General features: G+C 76.5%; 23 protein-coding genes. 15 read left to right on the forward strand and 8 right to left on the reverse strand.

Features of this window, described 5'->3' with window-relative positions; genetic code table 11:
* Positions 1-29 precede the first annotated feature (29 nt).
* Positions 30-473, reverse strand: a complete 444-nt coding sequence (locus tag FS882_RS05260; protein WP_222848135.1) for an HIT family protein — start codon at positions 471-473, stop codon at positions 30-32.
* Positions 474-539: 66 nt separating this feature from the next.
* Here FS882_RS05260 and FS882_RS05265 point away from each other — a divergent pair, with 66 nt between their 5' ends.
* The 3 genes from FS882_RS05265 (at position 540) to FS882_RS05275 (ending at position 2,601) form a co-directional block, all read left to right on the forward strand.
* A complete protein-coding gene (locus FS882_RS05265) occupies positions 540-1,352 on the forward strand; it encodes a MerR family transcriptional regulator (RefSeq protein WP_158371624.1) in 813 nt (270 codons plus the stop codon).
* A 286-nt stretch (positions 1,353-1,638) separates the two neighbouring features.
* Positions 1,639-2,124 (forward strand): FBP domain-containing protein, encoded by a 486-nt coding sequence (locus tag FS882_RS05270; RefSeq protein WP_158371626.1) that lies wholly within the window; start codon positions 1,639-1,641, stop codon positions 2,122-2,124.
* A gap of 39 nt (positions 2,125-2,163) precedes the next feature.
* The gene (locus FS882_RS05275) at positions 2,164-2,601 is read left to right on the forward strand and encodes a VOC family protein (protein WP_158371628.1); all 438 of its coding nucleotides are present in this window, start codon (positions 2,164-2,166) and stop codon (positions 2,599-2,601) included.
* On the opposite strand, the gene FS882_RS05280 is transcribed toward FS882_RS05275, so the two are convergent.
* From FS882_RS05280 to FS882_RS05290, 3 genes are all read right to left on the reverse strand, one after another.
* Positions 2,564-3,949, reverse strand: coding sequence for an MFS transporter (locus FS882_RS05280; RefSeq protein ID WP_158371630.1), 1,386 nt, complete (start codon positions 3,947-3,949; stop codon positions 2,564-2,566). The two genes, FS882_RS05275 and FS882_RS05280, sit on opposite strands and share 38 nt — an antisense overlap.
* 69 nt (positions 3,950-4,018) lie before the next feature.
* Positions 4,019-4,906: an SDR family oxidoreductase gene (locus tag FS882_RS05285; protein ID WP_158371632.1), complete on the reverse strand. Its 888-nt coding sequence runs from the start codon at positions 4,904-4,906 to the stop codon at positions 4,019-4,021.
* Between the two features lie 49 nt (positions 4,907-4,955).
* Positions 4,956-5,660 (reverse strand): DUF1361 domain-containing protein, encoded by a 705-nt coding sequence (locus FS882_RS05290; RefSeq protein WP_187365142.1) that lies wholly within the window; start codon positions 5,658-5,660, stop codon positions 4,956-4,958.
* A gap of 106 nt (positions 5,661-5,766) precedes the next feature.
* Between FS882_RS05290 and FS882_RS05295 the strand changes: the two genes are divergently transcribed.
* The 6 genes from FS882_RS05295 to FS882_RS05320 all read left to right on the forward strand — a co-directional run bounded on the left by FS882_RS05295 (position 5,767) and on the right by FS882_RS05320 (position 9,535).
* The gene (locus tag FS882_RS05295; RefSeq protein ID WP_158371636.1) at positions 5,767-6,237 is read left to right on the forward strand and encodes a hypothetical protein; all 471 of its coding nucleotides are present in this window, start codon (positions 5,767-5,769) and stop codon (positions 6,235-6,237) included.
* 64 nt (positions 6,238-6,301) lie between these two features.
* Positions 6,302-6,736, forward strand: coding sequence for a VOC family protein (locus tag FS882_RS05300; RefSeq protein WP_158371638.1), 435 nt, complete (start codon positions 6,302-6,304; stop codon positions 6,734-6,736).
* Positions 6,737-6,741: 5 nt separating this feature from the next.
* Positions 6,742-7,386, forward strand: a complete 645-nt coding sequence (locus FS882_RS05305; RefSeq protein ID WP_158371640.1) for a winged helix-turn-helix transcriptional regulator — start codon at positions 6,742-6,744, stop codon at positions 7,384-7,386.
* Between the two features lie 142 nt (positions 7,387-7,528).
* Positions 7,529-8,521 (forward strand): diacylglycerol/lipid kinase family protein, encoded by a 993-nt coding sequence (locus FS882_RS05310; RefSeq protein ID WP_158371642.1) that lies wholly within the window; start codon positions 7,529-7,531, stop codon positions 8,519-8,521.
* 29 nt (positions 8,522-8,550) lie between these two features.
* Positions 8,551-9,087 carry a cysteine hydrolase family protein gene (locus tag FS882_RS05315; protein WP_158371644.1) on the forward strand — a complete coding sequence of 179 codons (537 nt, stop codon included), beginning with the start codon at positions 8,551-8,553 and terminating at the stop codon, positions 9,085-9,087.
* Between the two features lie 46 nt (positions 9,088-9,133).
* On the forward strand, positions 9,134-9,535 hold the full coding sequence (locus tag FS882_RS05320; protein ID WP_158371646.1) for a pyridoxamine 5'-phosphate oxidase family protein: 402 nt from the start codon (positions 9,134-9,136) through the stop codon (positions 9,533-9,535).
* Between the two features lie 25 nt (positions 9,536-9,560).
* Here FS882_RS05320 and FS882_RS05325 read toward each other — a convergent pair whose 3' ends face one another.
* A complete protein-coding gene (locus tag FS882_RS05325; protein ID WP_158371648.1) occupies positions 9,561-10,307 on the reverse strand; it encodes a class I SAM-dependent methyltransferase in 747 nt (248 codons plus the stop codon).
* A gap of 80 nt (positions 10,308-10,387) precedes the next feature.
* Between FS882_RS05325 and FS882_RS05330 the strand changes: the two genes are divergently transcribed.
* The 5 genes from FS882_RS05330 (at position 10,388) to FS882_RS05350 (ending at position 15,099) form a co-directional block, all read left to right on the forward strand.
* Positions 10,388-10,828, forward strand: coding sequence for a MarR family winged helix-turn-helix transcriptional regulator (locus tag FS882_RS05330; RefSeq protein WP_158371650.1), 441 nt, complete (start codon positions 10,388-10,390; stop codon positions 10,826-10,828).
* A gap of 133 nt (positions 10,829-10,961) precedes the next feature.
* The gene (locus tag FS882_RS05335) at positions 10,962-12,404 is read left to right on the forward strand and encodes an MATE family efflux transporter (RefSeq protein ID WP_158371652.1); all 1,443 of its coding nucleotides are present in this window, start codon (positions 10,962-10,964) and stop codon (positions 12,402-12,404) included.
* A 157-nt stretch (positions 12,405-12,561) separates the two neighbouring features.
* Positions 12,562-13,335, forward strand: coding sequence for a phosphotransferase (locus tag FS882_RS05340; protein ID WP_158371654.1), 774 nt, complete (start codon positions 12,562-12,564; stop codon positions 13,333-13,335).
* Positions 13,336-13,391: 56 nt separating this feature from the next.
* On the forward strand, positions 13,392-13,949 hold the full coding sequence (locus FS882_RS05345) for a DinB family protein (RefSeq protein WP_262348081.1): 558 nt from the start codon (positions 13,392-13,394) through the stop codon (positions 13,947-13,949).
* Positions 13,950-14,025: 76 nt separating this feature from the next.
* Entirely contained in the window at positions 14,026-15,099 is a 1,074-nt protein-coding gene (locus FS882_RS05350; protein WP_158371658.1) for an alkene reductase, read from the forward strand.
* Between the two features lie 61 nt (positions 15,100-15,160).
* Here FS882_RS05350 and FS882_RS05355 read toward each other — a convergent pair whose 3' ends face one another.
* The 3 genes from FS882_RS05355 to map form a co-directional block, all read right to left on the reverse strand.
* Positions 15,161-15,673 carry a MarR family winged helix-turn-helix transcriptional regulator gene (locus FS882_RS05355; protein WP_158371660.1) on the reverse strand — a complete coding sequence of 171 codons (513 nt, stop codon included), beginning with the start codon at positions 15,671-15,673 and terminating at the stop codon, positions 15,161-15,163.
* Positions 15,674-15,680: 7 nt separating this feature from the next.
* Positions 15,681-16,406, reverse strand: a complete 726-nt coding sequence (locus FS882_RS05360) for a hypothetical protein (RefSeq protein WP_158371662.1) — start codon at positions 16,404-16,406, stop codon at positions 15,681-15,683.
* A gap of 98 nt (positions 16,407-16,504) precedes the next feature.
* Positions 16,505-17,272, reverse strand: coding sequence for a type I methionyl aminopeptidase (gene map / locus FS882_RS05365; protein WP_158372065.1), 768 nt, complete (start codon positions 17,270-17,272; stop codon positions 16,505-16,507).
* Between the two features lie 68 nt (positions 17,273-17,340).
* Here map and FS882_RS05370 point away from each other — a divergent pair, with 68 nt between their 5' ends.
* A complete protein-coding gene (locus FS882_RS05370) occupies positions 17,341-17,631 on the forward strand; it encodes a helix-turn-helix transcriptional regulator (protein WP_158371664.1) in 291 nt (96 codons plus the stop codon).
* Positions 17,632-17,641 lie beyond the last annotated feature (10 nt).

Genomic DNA, 17,641 nt, shown 5'->3' on the forward strand with positions numbered 1-17,641 from the left:
CTGTGCGCACCCGGAGCCGCGTCCCGGGCTCACAGCGCCGCCGCGAGCACCCGCGCCCGCTGCGCGAGCGCCTCGTGGTCGGTCGGGCGACCGGGCTCGAACGGCAGCCGCATCCGGTCCCTGCTCCGGTCGCCGTACCGCGGGATGACGTGCAGGTGGAAGTGGAACACCGTCTGCCAGGCGGCGGCGCCGCTGCAGTTCAGCAGGTTGATCCCCTCGGCCCCGAACGCGGCGCGCACTCCCCCGGCGATCCGCTGGGCCGCGAGCGTGGTGGCGACCAGGTCCTCGGCGGGGATGCTGAACAGGTCGGCGCTGTGCCGCCTGGGCACGACCAGGAGGTGCCCGTCGGCCCCGGGGTCGACGTCCATGAACGCGACGACCGCCTCGTCCTGGAGCACCGTGGCGCTCGGGACGGTGCCGGCGACGATGCCGCAGAACAGGCACTCCCCGGACGGGGCTGCGTCGTCGCTCACCCTGGTGATGCTAGTGCGCCGCGCCCGGTTGAACCTGCCCCTGGGGCAGGCTCTAGCGTCGCCGGCATGACGAGCAGCTACAGCACCGGCCAGGTCGCCCAGGCCCTCGGGGTGAGCGAGAAGGCGGTGCGCCTCTACGCCGCCCGCGGGCTCGTCCCGGTGACGCAGGACCCGCGCACGGGCCGGCGTGCGTTCTCGGCCGAGGCGCTGGACCGCGCACGGTCGGTCGGCCTGCTCCGTGCCGTCGGGCTGCCGCTCGCGGACGTCGCGCGCGTGCTCGACGCGGCGGACCCGGTCACGGCGTTCGACGACCTGTGGGGCGGTCGGCGCGAGCGCCTGCGCGCGCTGACGGCGGCGGGTGAGCGGGCCCGGGCCGCGCTGGGCTCCACGCCGCTCGACGGCGTGCGGGTCGCCCATCGCGACGTCCCCGAGCGGCTCACGCTCGACCTCGGGCTCCGTGCCGATCTGCCGGGTCTGCCCGGCGCCATCGCCGCGGGCACCGCCGCGCTGTTCGACACCCTGCGCGCGGCCGGGGTCGACCTGGCGGGGCACCCGTTCGTCGCGTACCACGGGCGCGCGACCGGCTCCGGCACGGCCCGGGTCACCGTCCGCGCGCCCGTCGCGGGGCTGGTCCGCCCGACGGGCGCGACCCGGCTCTCGGTCGACCCGGCCCACCGGGAGGAGTTCGTGCCGGTCGACGACGCCCACGCCCGCGACCAGGCGTTCCTCGTCCGGCTGCACGACCACCTGTCGTCGGGCGCGTCCCGCGGCGGGAGGCCGGCAGCGGGCGACAACCGCGAGATCTACCTGCCGACCTTCGGGACGGGCGCAGCGGGCCCGGTGATGGAGGTCGCGGTCCCGGTGGGTGCGCCGGACTGACCGGGACGGCGGAAATCCGGTCGACACCGGGGCACCCGGTGCGGCAGCATCGCCACGACTGCGCCGCGGGCACCGCCGCGACGCCCAGCAGCACGAGGAGCTCGCGGATGTCCGCAGGGAGCGAGGTCGGCCGCCACGGCCACCTTGTGTGACGGGGACGACCCCGTCGCGCCGGACCGCCCCACCCGCACGGGTGCGGGTCGAGTCCCCCGCGACGGGTGCTCCCCCGTGCCCGCGCGGACCTGACCGCGGCGGGCGTCACCACTCCCTGAGAGCGAGCCTGCTCATGCGTGCCCTGACCGTGCCCGAGATCCGCGCGTCCTTCGTCAACTGCTCCCGGCGGGAGGCGGCCCAGGCCGTCGTGCCCGACCTCGCGGCCGTCGACTGGGACCGGCTGGACTACCTCGGCTGGACCGACCCGAAGAACCCGCGCCGCGCCTACGTCGTGGCCCTCGTCGACGACCGCGTCACCGGCATGGTGCTGCGGGCGTCCGACGGCTCCACCCGCAGGAACGCGGTGTGCGCGTGGTGCGAGGACGTCATCGCCACGAACGAGGTCGCGCTGTTCGTCGCACGCCTCGGCGGGTCGTCCGGCCGCAACGGCGACACCATCGGGACGCTGATCTGCGCGGACTTCGCGTGTTCCCGCAACGCCCGCCGGCGCCCCACGATCGCCGAGGCGGGCGACGACGCCGCCGCGGTCGTGGCGCGGCGCGTCGCCGGCCTGCAGGAGCGCAGCGCGCGGTTCCTGGCGGCGGTCGCCCGGGGCTGACCCTCCCGGCGTGCGCCGCACGGCGGTACCGTGCGGCGCATGCCGATCGCGCTCGAGAACGTCGGGATCGCCGTCCGTGACCTGGACGCGACGATCGCCTTCTTCACGGATCTCGGCCTGGAGGTCCTGGGCCGGGAGGAGGTGAGCGGCGGGTGGGCCGACACCGCGGTGGGCCTGGACGGCAACCACGCCCGGATCGCGATGCTGCAGACCCCGGACGGCCACGGCCGGCTCGAGCTGTTCGAGTACCTGCACCCCGAGCCGATCGACACCGAGCCGACGCGTCCGAACGAGATCGGCATGCACCGGGTCGCGTTCTCGGTGGACGACCTCGACGAGGCCCTCGCGATCGCCGCGCGGCACGGCTGCCACCCGCTGCGGGGCGTGGCCACGTACGAGGACGTGTACCGCCTGACCTACGTCCGCGGCCCGAGCGGGATCATCGTGATGCTCGCCCAGGAGCTGCGCCGGGGCTGACCGCCGTCGGTGTCGGCCCCTCCGCGCCCGCGCGCCGGGCCGACCACGCCACCCAGGCTGCGGTGACGGCCGCCAGGGCGGCCGCGCTCCCCCACCCCCAGGCGGGCGAGGCGACCGCCGCGACGAGGACCACCAGCGCCGTGCCGATCGCGGTGCCGAGCTGGGCGCCGGTGTTGAGCACGCCGCTCGCGCTGCCCGCGAGTGCGGCGGGGACCGTGGTCCCGAGGTGCGTCGCGGCGACCGACGCCACCCCCAGACCGAGCCCGAGCACCCCGGCCCCGCAGGCGATCCCCAGCCGGGTGCCGCCGGCCAGGACGAGCACCAGGTCGCCCGCCGCGATCGCCGCGAGCCCCGTCGCCGCCGCGTACCGCGCGGCCACCCGCCCGAGCAGGGGCCTCGCCAGCGTCGATCCGACGACCACGAGCACGCTGAGCGTCAGCAGCGTCGTGCCGGCACCGAGCGCCGACTGGCCGAGGTCGTCCTGGAGCACGAGCGTCGCCACGACGCCCGCGCTGCTGGTGGCGGCCGTGTTCACGAAGGACAGCACGGTCCCGTGCCGCAGCTCGACCGAGCGGGCCGCTGCAAGCGGGATCAGGGGGTCGCGCGCCCGGCGCACCCGCAGCACGAACCCCGCTCCGGCGACCAGGCCGCACGCGGCGAGACCGGCCGCGGTCCCGAGCGCCGTCCCGCGCGCGCCGCCCTGCTCGGCCCGGGCCGCGCCCGCCACGACGGACGTCACCGCCACCAGGAGCAGTGCGGCGCCGAGCAGGTCGACCCGTGGCCGGTCCCCGCCCCGCGGCAGCTCGGGGACGGTCGACAGCAGCGCGATCAGGAGGGCCGCCCCGACCGGCGCGTTGACCCAGAACACGGCCCGCCAGCCCCAGGCGTCGACCAGCAGCCCGCCGACGACGAACCCGGCCGCGCCGGCCGCTGCCCCCGCGGCGCTCCACGCCGCCAGGGCGGTGCGGCGCTCCCGCTCCCCCGGCGTGACGTGCAGCAGCAGCCGCAGCGCCGACGGTACCGACATCGCCGCCGCCGCCCCCTGCAGCGCCCGGGCCGCCAGCACCTGCGGCACGGAGCCCGCGAGCCCGCCGACGAGGGACACCGCCATGAACGCGACGAGCCCGACCGCGAGCACCCGGCGGTGCCCGTAGCGGTCGCCGAGCCGGGCGCCGACGACCAGCAGGCCGCCGAAGAACATCGCGTAGGTCGTGGCGAGCGGCCCGGCGGCCGCCTCGTCCGCGCCCAGGCCCGCGAGGACGACGGGGATCGCCGTGGTCGCGCTGGTGACGCCCAGCACGTCGACGAACTGGGTCAGGCAGAGCACGACGACGGCCGCCCGGCGCATGGCCCTCACCGTACGGGCGGGCACCGACAGCGGCAGCGCGGCGGCGCGGCCCCGGCCCGGCCCGGCCGCTCACTGCAGCCCGAAGCCGCCGTCCGTCGTCAGCACCTGCCCGACCACCCACGACCCGGCCGGGCCGACGAGCCACCCGATGAGCCGCGCCGGGTCGGCGGGCTCGCCCCACCGGCCGAACGGGGTCGCCGCCCGCAGCGCGTCGAGCTCGGCCAGCGGGCGGTCGGTCGACCCGGGATCGAGGTACCCGGTGTTCACCGGTCCGGGGTTCACGGTGTTCAGGACGATCCCCAGGTCCAGCAGCTCCGCCGCCACCGTGGCGGTCACGCCGGCGAGCGCGGCCTTGGACGCCGGGTAGGCGACCTCGCCGCGCATCGGGCCGTGCTGCTGGCCCGAGGTCATCCAGACGACCTTGGGCGCGCGCCCCGGGTCCGCCGGGCCCGAGCGCGCGCGACGCTCGCCGGGCCGGGCGGGCGCGGCGCCCCCGGGCGCGTCACCGGGGGCGAACTGGCTCGCGAACCGCTGCGTCAGCTGGATCGTCGACCGCGTGTTGGTCGCCCAGAACGCGTCGAGCGCGTCGGACGTCATGTCCAGGATCGACCCGTCGCCCCCGCTGCGGGCGTGGTTGCAGACCAGCACGTCGACGGAGCCGGTCAGGGCTCGGGCCGTGTCGAACAGCCGGTCGACCTCGGTGGGGTCACGCAGGTCCGCGCTCGCGCGGCCGGAGACAGCGGCGCCCCGGAGCGACGCCCGGACCCCTGCGGCGACGGCGTCCAGGTCGTCGCCGCCCCACGGCTGCTCGGCGTCGTGCGGCGCGAAGTCGTGCGTGCACACGCTCGCGCCGAGCCGGGCGAGCTCGCACGCGACGGCGAACCCGATGCCCTTGCGGCGCGACACCCCCGTGACGAGCGCGGTGCGGCCGGCCAGCGGGAGCTCCTCGACAGACATGCCGCGACCGTACCGAGGCAGGTCAAGCGCATTCGTGCCCCGGCTCCGGCTAGTCCAGCGCGACGACCGCGCCGATGAGCGGCCCGACGACCACGAGCTGCATCAACCCGAAGAACGCCCCGCACACGATGGTGAACGCGCCCGCCGCAGCGAACCGGCCCGGGGCGCGCAGGTGGGCCACGATCCGGGCGACGAGGCGCCAGGGCCGCAGGACGTCCCAGCTGTTCACCCGGATGTTCCGGCCGAGGTAGACGCCGAACGCCGCGAGCAGCAGGACGGCGATCGTCAGCCAGCGCACCTCGGCGGACACCAGGCCGTCGACGTCGTCGAACCGCAGCGCGACGTACGCGAGCTGGACGAAGAAGACGTTGATCAGCATGTTCAGCACGCCCGACATCGCCAGCGACAGCACCAGGAGGATGTCGTACCACTCGGGGACGCGCTCTCCCGGCTTGCGGTGCGACTGGTTCAGCTCGGTGATCAGGTACCCGGCGTTGGGCAGCAGCAGCAGCCACGCGAGGACCACGACGGCCTCCGCCGCCACGCCCACGGCGCGCGGCGCGCCGGCGGCGATCAGCACCCCCACCGCGAGCACGCCCGCCCCGAGGACGAGCACGGGCGCGACCGACAGGCCGACGTTCAGCAGCATCGGGCGGTACAGCCGGGTGCCGAACACCGGTGCCCGCGCGACCACGAGCAGGACGGCGAGCACGTTCATCCCGACGATGCCCAGCACCGTGTCCTGCAGCAGCACCAGTCCCCCTCCGCCCGTCCGACCTCGCCCATCGTGCCGGACGACCCGGCAGATCGGCCTGCGGAACGCCCCCGCGGCGCCGGCCGCCGTCGCTACGGTGTGCCGCATGACGCCCGAGCAGGTCCCCGCGCCGCCGCCTTCCGACCGCGGGCCGCGTCGGACGGCCGTCGTCGCGCTCGCACCGGTGCTCGCGTCCGCGGTCGCGCTCCTCGCCTACGAGGTGGTGGGCAGGCTCGCCGGCGCGGCCGCCGGTCCCGGGAAGGCGGACGTCATCGACCTGGGACCGGCCGTCGCGGTCCTGCTCGGCGGGGGCGCCGCGGCCGCCGTGGTGTGGGCGGTCGGGCTGCGCGTCGTCGTGGGCTCGCTGTTCCCCGCCCACGCGCGGTCGCGCATCTGGTGGCAGCTGGTCGGCGCGGGGCTGGCGGCGCTCGTGGTGGGGTCGCGGGCGCTCGCCCTGCTCCTGCCGGTGCCGGTCCCGCTCGGGGGCTGGCTCCTCCAGCAGGCCGCGCTCGCGCTCGTCGCCGTCGCGGCGGACCGTCGGCTCGCGCGGTCCGAGACCGTCTCTTCGGGGTCTTGACGCCGCACTTGCTTTTTGCAAGTGTGGTCCGGGTCACAGTCAGCCGCGTCCGAGGGAGTGCACCATGACCGCGATCTTCGTCAACCTGCCGGTGACCGACCTCGAGCGCGCCAAGGCGTTCTACGAGGCCGTCGGGTTCACCATCAACCCGCTGTTCACCGACCACAACGCCGCGTGCGTCGTCGTCGAGGAGGACCACGGGTACGTCATGCTCGTGACGCGCGACTACTTCCAGACCTTCAGCGACCGCCCGATCGGCGACCCGTCGACCACCGTGTCCGCCGCCACGGCGATCTTCCTCGACAGCCGCGACGCGGTGGACGACACCGTCGCCCGCGGGCTGCGCGCGGGCGGCGCCGAAGAGCGGCCCGCGTCCGACTACGGGTTCATGTACCAGCGCCAGCTCGCCGACCCCGACGGCAACCTGCTCGAGTTCGGCTGGATGGACCCGGTCGCGGCGGCGAACGGTCCCGCGGCCGTCGCCGACCAGCAGGCCTGAGGCCGATGGCCGCGCGCGACTACGGGCAGTACTGCGGCGTCACCCGCGGGCTCGAGCTCGTGGGCGAGCGCTGGGCGCTGCTCGTCGTGCGCGACCTGCTCGTCGGGCCGCGCCGCTACGGCGAGCTCGCGGCGGGGCTCCCCCGCATCCCGAGCAACGTCCTGGCGGCGCGGCTCAAGGAGCTGCAGGAGGCGGGCGTCATCCGGCGGGCGCCGCGGTCCCGGGTGATCGTCTACGAGCTGACGCCGTACGGGCGGGAGCTGGAGCCGGTCGTGCTCGCGCTCGGGGCCTGGGGCTTCAAGGCGATGGGCGACCCGCGCGAGGGCCAGGTGGTCACGGCCGACTCGATGACCGTCGCCCTGCGCACCGCGTTCCGGGCGGACGTGGCCGCGGACATGCCGCCGACCGCGTACGCCGCGCGGGTCGGCCCGGCGGAGCTGCTGGTCCGGGTGGACGGCCCGGCGCTCGCCGTCGCGCGCGGCACCGACCCGGCGGCCGACCTCGCGTTCGCCGCGGGCCCCGGCATCCGCCGGCTCATCTCGGGCGAGCTCGACCCTGCCGGGGCCATCGCGACTGGTGTGGTGGAGGTGCTGCACGGGCCCGACGGGCTGCTGGACAGGTTCGCGCGGACGTTCCACCTCGCGGCCTGAGCCGTTGGCGGCCCCCGGGCCGGCGGACGAGCGCCCGGGAGCGCGGCGCCGACGCGCCGGAATCCGCCGGCCGTGGTCCACTGCGGGACGTGACCGTGCGCGGTCGCCGGACCCTCCCCCGCCCGACGGAAGCAGCAGCGACATGAGCTCGACCTCCCCCTCCGACACCGCGGACGACCGGGGCGACGCCTCCCTCGCCCGGGACACCGGGCCGCTGCGGTCGGTCGTCGTGTTCAACCCCGTCCGCGTCGACGGCCTGGAGGAGCGGCGCGCGGCGGTCGAGGCGGCGCTCACCGAGGCGGGCTGGCCGCTGCCCGAGTGGGTCGAGACCACCGAGGACGACCCCGGGGCGGGCCAGGCGCGGCAGGCGGTCGAGGACGGCGCCCAGGTCGTGTTCGCCTGCGGCGGTGACGGCACGGTGCGCTCGTGCATCGAGGGCCTGGCGGGCACCGGCGTGGCGCTCGCGGTGCTGCCGGCCGGGACCGGCAACCTGCTCGCCGCGAACCTCGGCGTCCCGGACGACCCGGCCGCGGCCGTGCAGATCGCCACGGAGCACGGGCGGCGGCGGATCGACGTCGGCGAGGCCGACGGCCGCACGTTCGCGGTCATGGCCGGCATGGGCTTCGACGCGGCGCTGCTCGACGACGCCTCGACGGCGCTGAAGGCCAAGGCCGGGTCGATCGCCTACGTGCTGTCGGCGCTGACGCACCTGCGGGACCGCAGCATGCACCTCGAGATCCACCTGGACGACCGGCCGCCCGTGCGCCGCCGCGCGCGCTCGGTGATCATCGGCAACGTCGGCCGCCTCCAGGGCGGCGTGAAGCTGCTCGCCGACGCCGAGCCGGACAACGGGCAGATGGACGTCGCCGTGCTCGCCCCGCGCACGCTCGGCCACTGGGTGCAGACCGCCTGGGGCGTGCTGCGGCACCCGCACCGGGTGGCGCACCTGGACGTGCTGCGCGCCTCGCGGATCACCGTCGTCAGCGACCGCGAGGAGCGCCGCCAGGTGGACGGCGACGTCATCGACCCGGGCCGCACGCTGACCGTCACCGTCCGGCCGCAGGCGCTGGAGCTGTGCGTGCCGCGGCCCGAGCGCAGCCCCGACCTGGCCGAGGGCTCGGAGCGCCTCGGCTAGCGGTCGCACCGCTCTGGCACGATGCCGGCATGACCGAGCGCTCCGCCCTCCTCGTGATCGACCTGCAGGTCGGGGTCGTCGACGGCTGCGTCGACGCCGACGGCGTGCTCGCCCGGACCGCGGCCCTCGTGCACCGCGCCCGCGCGGAGGGCGTGCCGGTGGTGTGGGTGCAGGACCACGGCGCGTTCGCGGTCGGCTCCGACCCGTGGCAGCTCGCCCCGCCGCTGACCCGGCTCCCCGACGAGCCGGTGGTGGGCAAGGAGTACCGCGACGCGTTCGCCGGCACCGACCTCGGGGACGTGCTCGCGCGCCTGGGGGCCACGCGGCTCGTCGTCGCCGGCGCGCAGAGCGACTACTGCATCCGCACCACGACGCAGTCGGCGGCCGTGCGCGGGTTCGACGTGACGCTGGTGAGCGACGCGCACACCACGACCGACGCGGAGCACGACGGCGTGCGGATCGCCGGGCAGCAGGTCATCGCCCACACGACCATGTACTTCCGCGGCCTGCGCTACCCGGGGCGCCGGTACGCGGCCGAGCCGCACGACCGCGTGGCACTCGGCTAGGGCGGCACCCGCGCGGGCGCCGCCGGGGGCCCGTACGCTTCCCGGCGTGCTCCGCCTCTCCGCCCCCCGGCTCGCGTTCGTCACCGAGCGCCACCTCGCGACGCTCACCACCCTGCGGGGCGACGGCACGCCGCACGTCGTGCCCGTCGCGTTCACCTGGGACGAGGATGCCGGGCTGGCGCGGGTGACGACCCGGCCCACGACCCAGAAGGCGGTGAACGCCCGCCGCCGCACCGGCGGCGTCCCGGGGCGCGCGGTGCTCTGCCAGGTCGACGGGCGGCGGTGGCTCACCCTCGAGGGCACCGTCGAGGTCGCGGACGACCCGGACGAGGTGGCCGAGGCGCTGGCCCGGTACGCGCTGCGCTACCGCACGCCGGACCCGACGATCGAGCGGGTCGTCCTGCGGATCACCGCCGACCGGGCGATGTCGTCGCGCGACCTGGCCTGAGGTCGCCGGAGTCCGCCCGGCCGCATCACGCGAGGCGCCGCAGCACCAGCAGCGGGGTCACGTAGTGCTCCCGCACGGTGCCTCCGAGGTCCCTGACGGCCTGGGCCGCCTCCTCGGCCTCGCCGGGCGTCCAGTCGCTGAAGGTCGTGAACAGGTCGCGCACCTGGCCGGCGTCGAGGTCGACCGCCCAGCGGAACCGCTCCCGGTGCACCACCGGGAACAGCCCGCCGCCCCGGAGGAGCTCGGCCCAGCCCGCGTCGTCGAGCTCCCCGGGCGCAGGGCGGGGCGGGCGGGGGCCGCGCCGGGCCACGATCCGGGCCACCCGCTCGCGGAACGGCGTCACGGTCGCCTCGGGGTCGCCGTACGCGTTCCGCCACACCGCGAGGTGGCCCCCGGGCACCAGCGCGCGGTGCACGTTCGGCAGGACCACGCCGAGGTCGAACCAGTGCACCGCGGTGGCTGCCACCGCCAGGTCGAACGAGGCGGGGGGCAGGTCCGCGTCCTCCGCGGTGGCCACGAGGACCTCGGCCTGCGGCCACCGACGCCGCAGCCGCGCGACGAGCCGCTCCCCCGGCTCGACGGCCAGCACCGTCGCGCCCGCGTCGAGCATCGGGCCGGTGGCCTGGCCGGTGCCCGCGCCGAGCTCGACGACGCGCACGCCGGGCCCGAGCAGCCGCAGCGCGCGCAGCCGCTCCCACAGTGCCGACGGGTACGGCGGCCGCCCGCGCTCGTCGGCGTCGGCGTGCGCGTCGAAGTGCGCGGGACCGGGCATGCGGGCGAGCGTAGGCGCCTCGCTCGCACCTCACGCTTCGAGCATTGACAGTTAGAGGCCTAACACTTAGATTGCTCGTCATGGACGCACCCGACCCCACGACGATCCTCGACCTGGTGCGGTGGATCGGCTGGGCCCAGCGGAAGGCCGGCGAGGACTGGGTCCGCTCGCGCGGGCTCACCCACGAGCAGGCCTTCGTCCTGGGCTACCTCGCGCAGAACCCGGGGTCGATCCAGCGGGACGTCGCCGCGATCACCCGGACCAGCGCCGCGAGCGTCTCGAGCCTGCTCAAGGGCCTGGAGGCCCGCGGCCTCGTCGAGCGCCGCACCGAGCCGGGCGACGAGCGCAGCAAGCGGGTGCACGCCACGCCGGAGGGCGCCGCGCTCGTCGCGGGCTTCGCATCGGCCGTGGCGGCCGCGGACGACGCGATCCTCGCCCCCCTGACCCCCGACGAGCGCGAGACCCTGCGCGCCCTACTGACCAAGGCCGCGGCCGCGCTCCCCCGCCCCACGCGGGACTGACGCCCCCGGGACCTCACCCCACCGCGCGGACGGTCCGCGCGGCGGCACCCCGCGCCCACGCGCGCCCACCCCTCACCCCTGAGCACCCACGCGGCCCGCCGCGCGCTTCGCCCTGCCCAGAAACGGAGCAGCCATGCGCACCACCACCTCCGCACCCGAACCGGCCGACGCCCCCGGCACCGACCGCTGGTTCCTGTCCACCGCGCCCGTCGTCAGCGCCCTCGTGCACCTGTGCGTGCCGATGGCGGCGGCGATGATCGTCGGCGCGATCTACAACGTCATCAACGCGGGCTTCATCGGCTCCCTGCACGACGACGCCCTCCTCGCCGCCGTGACCCTGGGATCACCCGTCCTCGCGCTGGTCATGGCCATCGGCAACGTGTTCGGCGTCGGCGGGGGCGCGCTCGTCTCCCGGCTCCTGGGCGCGGCCGAGCGGGACGGCGCCCGCACCGGCGAGATCCGGCGGGTGTCGGCGTTCGCCCTGTGGGGCACCGTCGCGGTCGGCGTGCTCGTCGGCGGGGCCGGGCTGCTGCTGCTCGACCCGCTCGTCTCGCTGCTCGGGGCGGACCAGGCGGCCCGGCACGCCACCACGACGTTCGTCGGCGTCCTGCTGGCCGGTGTCCCCGTGCTGGCGGCGGCCGTCTGCCTCGAGCAGCTGGTGCGCGCGGAGGGCGCCGCGCGCCAGGTGATGACGGGGCTGATCGCCTCGACGATCGCGAACGTCGTGCTCGACGTGCTGCTCATCCTCGTCCTGCACCAGGGCGTCGCGGGCGCGGCGCTCGCCGTCACCCTGGCGAACGCGGTGACCGTCACGTACTTCGCCGTGTGGCTCGCGCGGAACAGCGCGCACGTCAGCCTGGCGCCGCGCTGGTTCACGCTGTCGCCGTCCGTGCTGAAGCCGGTGCTGGGCGTCGGGATCGGCACGCTCCTGCAGTCGGCGTTCCTCATCGTCACCGCGCTGGTGCTCAACAACCTCGCCGCGGGCTACGGCGACGGCCCGCTCGCCGCCATGGGCGTCGCGGTGCGGATCGCCCAGGTGCCGGAGTTCCTGGTCATGGGTGTGACGCTCGGCGTGCTGCCCCTGCTCGCCTACGCGTATGGCAAGGGCGACCGGGCCCGGCTCGCCGCGGCGCTGCGCACGTCCGCGGTCGCCGTCGGCGGCGTGGCGGTGCTCTTCTCCGCCGTGGTGCTGCTGTTCCGGGACTCGCTGCTGGCGATCTTCCTCACCGACCGCGCGGTGCTCGCGCTCGGGGTCACGGTGCTCGCGGCCCAGCTCACGGCGATGATCGCGAACGGGTTCACCGGGCTGATCACCTCGCTGTTCCAGGCCACCGGGCAGGCGCTCCCCGCGACGGTCATGTCCGTGACGCAGGGCGTGCTGTTCGTGCCGGTCGTGCTCCTGGGCAACCTCTGGTTCGGCCTGCCCGGGATCATCTGGGCGCTGACGGTCACCGAGGTGGCGGTGCTCGGCGCGGGAGCGGTGCTGCTGCTCACGACCCGGCGGGCGATCGACCGCGGCCTCGCGGACGGGAGCCCGGAGCGCGCCGAGGAGGCGCTGGCGATGGCCGAGGGCTGACCCGGCGCCGCCGCACCGACGCCCCCCGGCGCGCCCCACGCGGATCCGCGGGGGGCGCGCCGGGAGCGGTGGGCGACGTGGGCCCTCGGCCCGGCCGCGGGGAGCGTCTGCCCGGAATCGGCTGGAGGACCGCGTGCCGCCGCGCGAGCATGGTCGCGTGGACCCCACGACGCCGGCGCCCGCCGAGACCCGCCTCCCGGGCGGCGGCATGGGCGGCGCCGCCCGGGCCGGGGGCACCGTCCGCCGCGCGGCGGGGCCGTGGACCCCGACCGTGCAGCGCCTCCTCGCCCACCTGCGCGCGGCGGGCGTGGCCGGCGTCCCGGCCCCGCTCGGCGTCGACGACCGCGGCCGCGACGTGACCGAGCACGTGCCGGGCGACGTCCCCCGCTACCCGCTGCCCGCGTGGGTCTGGCGCGACGAGGTGCTCGCCGACGCCGCGGCCCTGCTCCGTCGCGTGCACGACGCCTCGACGTCGTTCGACCGGGGCGGCGCCGTGTGGCGGCTGCCGCCGCGCGAGCCCGCCGAGGTGGTCTGCCACAGCGACACGTCGCCGGACAACATGGTGTTCCGGGACGGCCGCCTGGTGGCCCTGATCGACTGGGACACCGCCGCGCCGGGGCCGCGCACCTGGGACCTGGCCTACCTCGCGTACCGGCTGGTCCCGCTCGGCCCGCGCGGCACCGACCCGGCCCCGGTCCCCGTGGCCGAGCGCCGGCGGCGCCTGGACCTGCTCTGCCGGTCCTACGGCGGCGTGCGCCCGGGCGACGTCCTCGCCGCGGTGCCGGTCCGGCTGCGCGCGCTCGCCCGGTTCACCCGGGACCGCGCCGGCGGCGACGCCCGGCTGCTCGGGCACGTCGGGATGTACCTCGACGACGCCGCGTGGGTGGAGTCCCGGGTCGCGGCGCTCGGTGCCGAGCCGGGCGCCGGCTGAGCACCCCGGCGGAAATCGGTGGCCGCCCGGACGACGGCGGGGCCACCATGAACCGCATGGACCAGCCCACCCGGTGGACCAGGGCGACGGTGTACCCCGACATGTGGGTCGACCCCGCGGACGACCCGCGGAACAGCGAGGGCGTCAGCCCGGACGGCGAGCTGCCCACGCTGCTGGACTACCTCGGCCGGTACCGCGCGACGCTGCTGATGAAGTGCGACGACCTCGACCCCGAGCAGCTCGCCCGGCGGTCGGTGCCACCCTCCACCCTGTCGCTGCTCGGGCTCGTCCGGCACCTGGCCGAGGTCGAGCGGGACTGGCGCGGGTGGATCACACCGGACGGCCCGCCGGCGCCGCTCTACGGGCCGGGGGACGCGGCCTTCGAGGGCGCCGCGGCCGACCCGGACCTGGTGTCCGCGGCGTTCGCCGACCTGGCGCGGGAGCAGGCCGCGACCGACGCCGTCGTCGCCGACCACCCCGACCTGGGCGAGCGCCTGGGTGCCGACGCGATCGCGGTCCGCGAGCTGCAGGTGCACCGGATCGAGGAGTACGCGCGGCACTGCGGGCACGCGGACCTGCTGCGGGAGTGCGTCGACGGGCGCGTCGGGCAGTGACGCCCGCGCCCGCCGAGCCCGGCCGGCGTGGCGCACGTCACGGAATCCGCCGCCGGCGGGCGGCGCTGCCCCCGGCGTGAAGATCTTCGACCCCAGCACCGTCGGCCGCGTCGCCCTGGCCAACCGCGTCGTCATGGCCCCGCTCACCCGGCTCCGCGCCGGGGAGGCCGGGGTCCCCGGCGAGCTCCTCGTCGAGCACTACCGGCAGCGCGCCGGGATGGGCCTCGTCCTCACCGAGGGCACCTACCCGGTGATCGAGGGCCGGACCTGGACCGGGCAGCCCGGCATCGAGACGGACGAGCAGGCCGCGGGCTGGGCCCGGGTCGCCGACGCGGTGCACGCCGCCGGCGGCCGGATCGCGATGCAGATCATGCACGGCGGCCGGATCGCGCACCCCGACATCACCGGCACCGGACGGGTCGTGTCCGCCAGCGGGGTCGCCGCACCGGGCGAGATCCGCACGCCGACCGGCAAGGCGGCGCACCCCGTCCCGCACGCCCTCGACGCCGCCGAGATCGCCGAGGCCGTCCGCGGCTTCGCCGCCGGTGCGCGCCGGGCCGTCGACGCGGGCCTGGACGCCGTGGAGGTGCACGGCGCGAACGGCTACCTGCTCCACCAGTTCCTCTCTCCCGCCAGCAACCTGCGGACCGACGGCTACGGGGTCACCCCCGAGGGCCGGGCGCGGCTCGCGATCGAGGTCGTCACCGCGGTCGCGGCGGAGGTCGGCGCCGACCGGACCGGCATCCGGCTGTCGCCCGAGCACGACATCCAGGGCGCGGTGGAGACCGACCCGGAGGTCACCGCGGCGACGTACGCGGCGCTCGCGGACGGGCTCGCCCCGCTGGGGCTGGCGTTCGTCGACGTGCTGCACCGCGACCTGCGCGGCGCCCTGGTCCAGGACGTGCGGCGCCGGGTCGGCGCGCCGCTGATCGGCAACTCCGGCTTCGCCGTGAACACCACGCGCGACGAGGCGGTCGGCCTGATCGAGGAGGGCGTCGTCGACCTCGTGGCGGTCGGCCGCGCGGCGATCGCGAACCCGGACCTGGTCGCGCGCTGGGCCCACGACCTCGGCGAGAACGCGCCCGACCCGGCGACGTTCTACGCCGCGGGGGCCGAGGGGTACACCGACTACCCCACCGCGGCGGCCTGACGCGGCCACGTCGCTCCCGCTCCGCGCGCGCTCGCCCCGGCCGGCGGCCCGGGCGGCCCGGTCACCCCCGGGCCGCCCGGCCGCGGCGACGCGGCGCCGCCGACCGCGGCGGGTTCGCCCGCAGGTGGTCCCGGACGGTGCCGAGCACCCGCGCGAGCGCCTCGACGTCCTCGCGGGGCAGCGGGTCGACCAGCAGGTCCCGCACCACGCCGATGTGACCCGGGAACACCCGGGCGAGAACGCCGCGGCCGGCGTCCGTGATCGTCACCGTGACCCCGCGCTCGTCGTCGGGGGCCGGGGCGCGTGTCACGAGCCCCGCCTTCTCCAGCAGACCCGCCTGGTAGGTCAGCCCGCTGCGGCTGTACACGACGCCGTCCGCCAGGTCCGTCATGCGCCGGCTGCCCTCCGGCGCGTCGCCGAGCGTCGCGAGCAGCTGGAACTGGACGTAGCTCAGCCCGCCCGCCTCCTGCAGCTGCTGCTCGACGGTGTGCCGCAGGAGGCTGCTCACCTCGATGAGCGCGAAGTACGCGCCGAGCTCGACGGGGTCCAGGCCGGGGGTCGCGGGATCGCTCATGCGGTCATCATAGGTGTTTCGAATTCGCAGCCTCGGCGTGTCGCTCACGTGCGCGTCCACCGTGACCGGCCTCGGTGCAGTCGACCGTGGCATGCGCGGGCTCGGCGTCCGGCGGGTACGACAAGACGCCGCGCAGCACGAGCTCGCCCGTCTCGCCGACCCAGGTGAGGTCGTACGTGCCGAGGGAGACGGGAGCGTGGCCCGCCGCGCGGACCAGCTCCGCGGGCCTGGCCCGGAACGACCCTGCGGGGACCAGGAAGAGCGACACCCCGCTGTACGCGTGCTCGACCGCGACCACGCGGCACCCGGCGGGGCTGACGGGCTCCAGCACCCGTGCGTCGCCCGCCGCCGCACCGAGCAGGAACGCGACGCCGGCGCCGAGCCACCCGGCACCGAGCAGCGCCGCCTTGCCCAGATTCACCGGCCACCGCACGATCCACCGCCGGCTGCCCGGCGCGGCACCGGCCTCGTGCGCCGCGAGGCCCGCGGCGGCGCCGCTGAGCGCGAGCACCGTCCCGAGCAGGGCGAGCACCGGGCCGACGAGTTCCGGGGCCACGACCGCCGACCCGACGACGACCGGCTCCGGGACGCCCGCCGCCCACCGGGCGACGAGGACCGGGAGTGCCAAGGCCGTCGCCGCGGCCCACCGCAGCAATCGTGACCAGCGGCGCAGCAGCCGGGCGCGGTCCGGGTCGGCCGGCCGCCCCGGATCCAGCTCGACCAGGATCCCCATGCGGCCGACGCTAGGACGCGCCTGTGAGGCGTCGCAGCCGTTCCGCAGGACGCACCGGGAAGGCGCACAGGACGTCCACCCGGCGGCCGAGGCGCGCGTCAGCGCAGCGTGAGGACCTCGACCCCGTCCTCCGTGATCGCCACCGTGTGCTCGCTGTGCGCGGTCCGTGCCCCCGTCGCGCTGCGCAGCGTCCAGCCGTCGGCGTCCGTCACCAGCTCGTCCGTGTCGGCCATGATCCACGGCTCGATCGCCAGCAGCAGCCCCGGTCGCAGGGTGTACCCGCGCCCGGCCCGGCCGGTGTTCGCGATGTGCGGGTCCTGGTGCATCGTCGACCCGACACCGTGCCCGCCGAACTCCGTGTTCACGGTGTACCCGGCGTCGGTGAGGACGGTGCCGATCGCGTGCGACAGGTCGCCGATGCGGGCACCCGGCCCCGCGGCGGCGATGCCCGCGGCCAGCGCACGCTCGGTGACCTCGATCAGCGCCAGGCTCTCGGCCGGCCGGGTCCTCCCGACGACGAAGCTCACGGCTGAGTCGGCGACGATCCCGTCCAGCGACACCGCGAGGTCGAGCGTCAGCAGGTCGCCGTCGGCGAGCGTGTAGTCGTGCGGCTTGCCGTGCAGGACCGCGTCGTTGACCGAGGTGCAGATGTAGTGCCCGAACGGCCCGCGGCCGAACGACGGCGCGTAGTCGACGTAGCAGGACTCCGCCCCGGCGTCCGCGATCATCGCCTGGGTCCACCGGTCGATCTCCAGCAGGTTCGTCCCGACGGTGCTGCGCTCCTGCATCGTGCGCAGGATCGACGCCACGAGGGCGCCGGTCGCGCGGGCGCGGTCCAGCTCGGCGGGGTTGAGGATCTCGATCATCGTGCGGCCTTCCAGCGCCGTGCGGATAACTATCCCGGCCATGCTATCCCGGTACTAGAATCCCGGACATGGTCAGGCTCCCGCTCACCCCCGACGACGTCGCGCGCGGCCGCCGGCTCGGCGCCCTCCTGCGGCGGGCGCGCGGCGCGCGCACCGTGCTGGCGGTCGCCCTGGACGCCGGGGTCTCCCCCGAGACGCTCCGCAAGATCGAGTCCGGACGGGTCGCGACCCCCGCGTTCCCCACCGTCGCGGCCGTCGCCGAGGTGCTGGGGCTGTCGCTGGACGACGTCTGGGCGGAGATCCGGCGGACGGAGGCCCCGGCGCTCACCGGGGCCGGCGGCGTGCGCGTCGCGTCCTGACGGGCACCGG

This window comes from Cellulosimicrobium cellulans (assembly GCF_007679345.1).
GTDB lineage: Bacteria > Actinomycetota > Actinomycetes > Actinomycetales > Cellulomonadaceae > Cellulomonas > Cellulomonas cellulans_A.

Coding starts and splice junctions, on each gene's coding strand:
- FS882_RS05265 (WP_158371624.1), top strand. CDS start 540: ATGACGAGCAGCTACAGCACCGGCCAGGTCGCCCAGGCCCTCGGGGTG.
- FS882_RS05270 (WP_158371626.1), top strand. CDS start 1,639: ATGCGTGCCCTGACCGTGCCCGAGATCCGCGCGTCCTTCGTCAACTGC.
- FS882_RS05275 (WP_158371628.1), top strand. CDS start 2,164: ATGCCGATCGCGCTCGAGAACGTCGGGATCGCCGTCCGTGACCTGGAC.
- FS882_RS05280 (WP_158371630.1), bottom strand. CDS start 3,949: ATGCGCCGGGCGGCCGTCGTCGTGCTCTGCCTGACCCAGTTCGTCGAC.
- FS882_RS05285 (WP_158371632.1), bottom strand. CDS start 4,906: ATGTCTGTCGAGGAGCTCCCGCTGGCCGGCCGCACCGCGCTCGTCACG.
- FS882_RS05295 (WP_158371636.1), top strand. CDS start 5,767: ATGACGCCCGAGCAGGTCCCCGCGCCGCCGCCTTCCGACCGCGGGCCG.
- FS882_RS05300 (WP_158371638.1), top strand. CDS start 6,302: ATGACCGCGATCTTCGTCAACCTGCCGGTGACCGACCTCGAGCGCGCC.
- FS882_RS05305 (WP_158371640.1), top strand. CDS start 6,742: ATGGCCGCGCGCGACTACGGGCAGTACTGCGGCGTCACCCGCGGGCTC.
- FS882_RS05310 (WP_158371642.1), top strand. CDS start 7,529: ATGAGCTCGACCTCCCCCTCCGACACCGCGGACGACCGGGGCGACGCC.
- FS882_RS05315 (WP_158371644.1), top strand. CDS start 8,551: ATGACCGAGCGCTCCGCCCTCCTCGTGATCGACCTGCAGGTCGGGGTC.
- FS882_RS05325 (WP_158371648.1), bottom strand. CDS start 10,307: ATGCCCGGTCCCGCGCACTTCGACGCGCACGCCGACGCCGACGAGCGC.
- FS882_RS05330 (WP_158371650.1), top strand. CDS start 10,388: ATGGACGCACCCGACCCCACGACGATCCTCGACCTGGTGCGGTGGATC.
- FS882_RS05335 (WP_158371652.1), top strand. CDS start 10,962: ATGCGCACCACCACCTCCGCACCCGAACCGGCCGACGCCCCCGGCACC.
- FS882_RS05345 (WP_262348081.1), top strand. CDS start 13,392: ATGGACCAGCCCACCCGGTGGACCAGGGCGACGGTGTACCCCGACATG.
- FS882_RS05355 (WP_158371660.1), bottom strand. CDS start 15,673: ATGAGCGATCCCGCGACCCCCGGCCTGGACCCCGTCGAGCTCGGCGCG.
- FS882_RS05360 (WP_158371662.1), bottom strand. CDS start 16,406: ATGGGGATCCTGGTCGAGCTGGATCCGGGGCGGCCGGCCGACCCGGAC.
- map (WP_158372065.1), bottom strand. CDS start 17,272: ATGATCGAGATCCTCAACCCCGCCGAGCTGGACCGCGCCCGCGCGACC.
- FS882_RS05370 (WP_158371664.1), top strand. CDS start 17,341: ATGGTCAGGCTCCCGCTCACCCCCGACGACGTCGCGCGCGGCCGCCGG.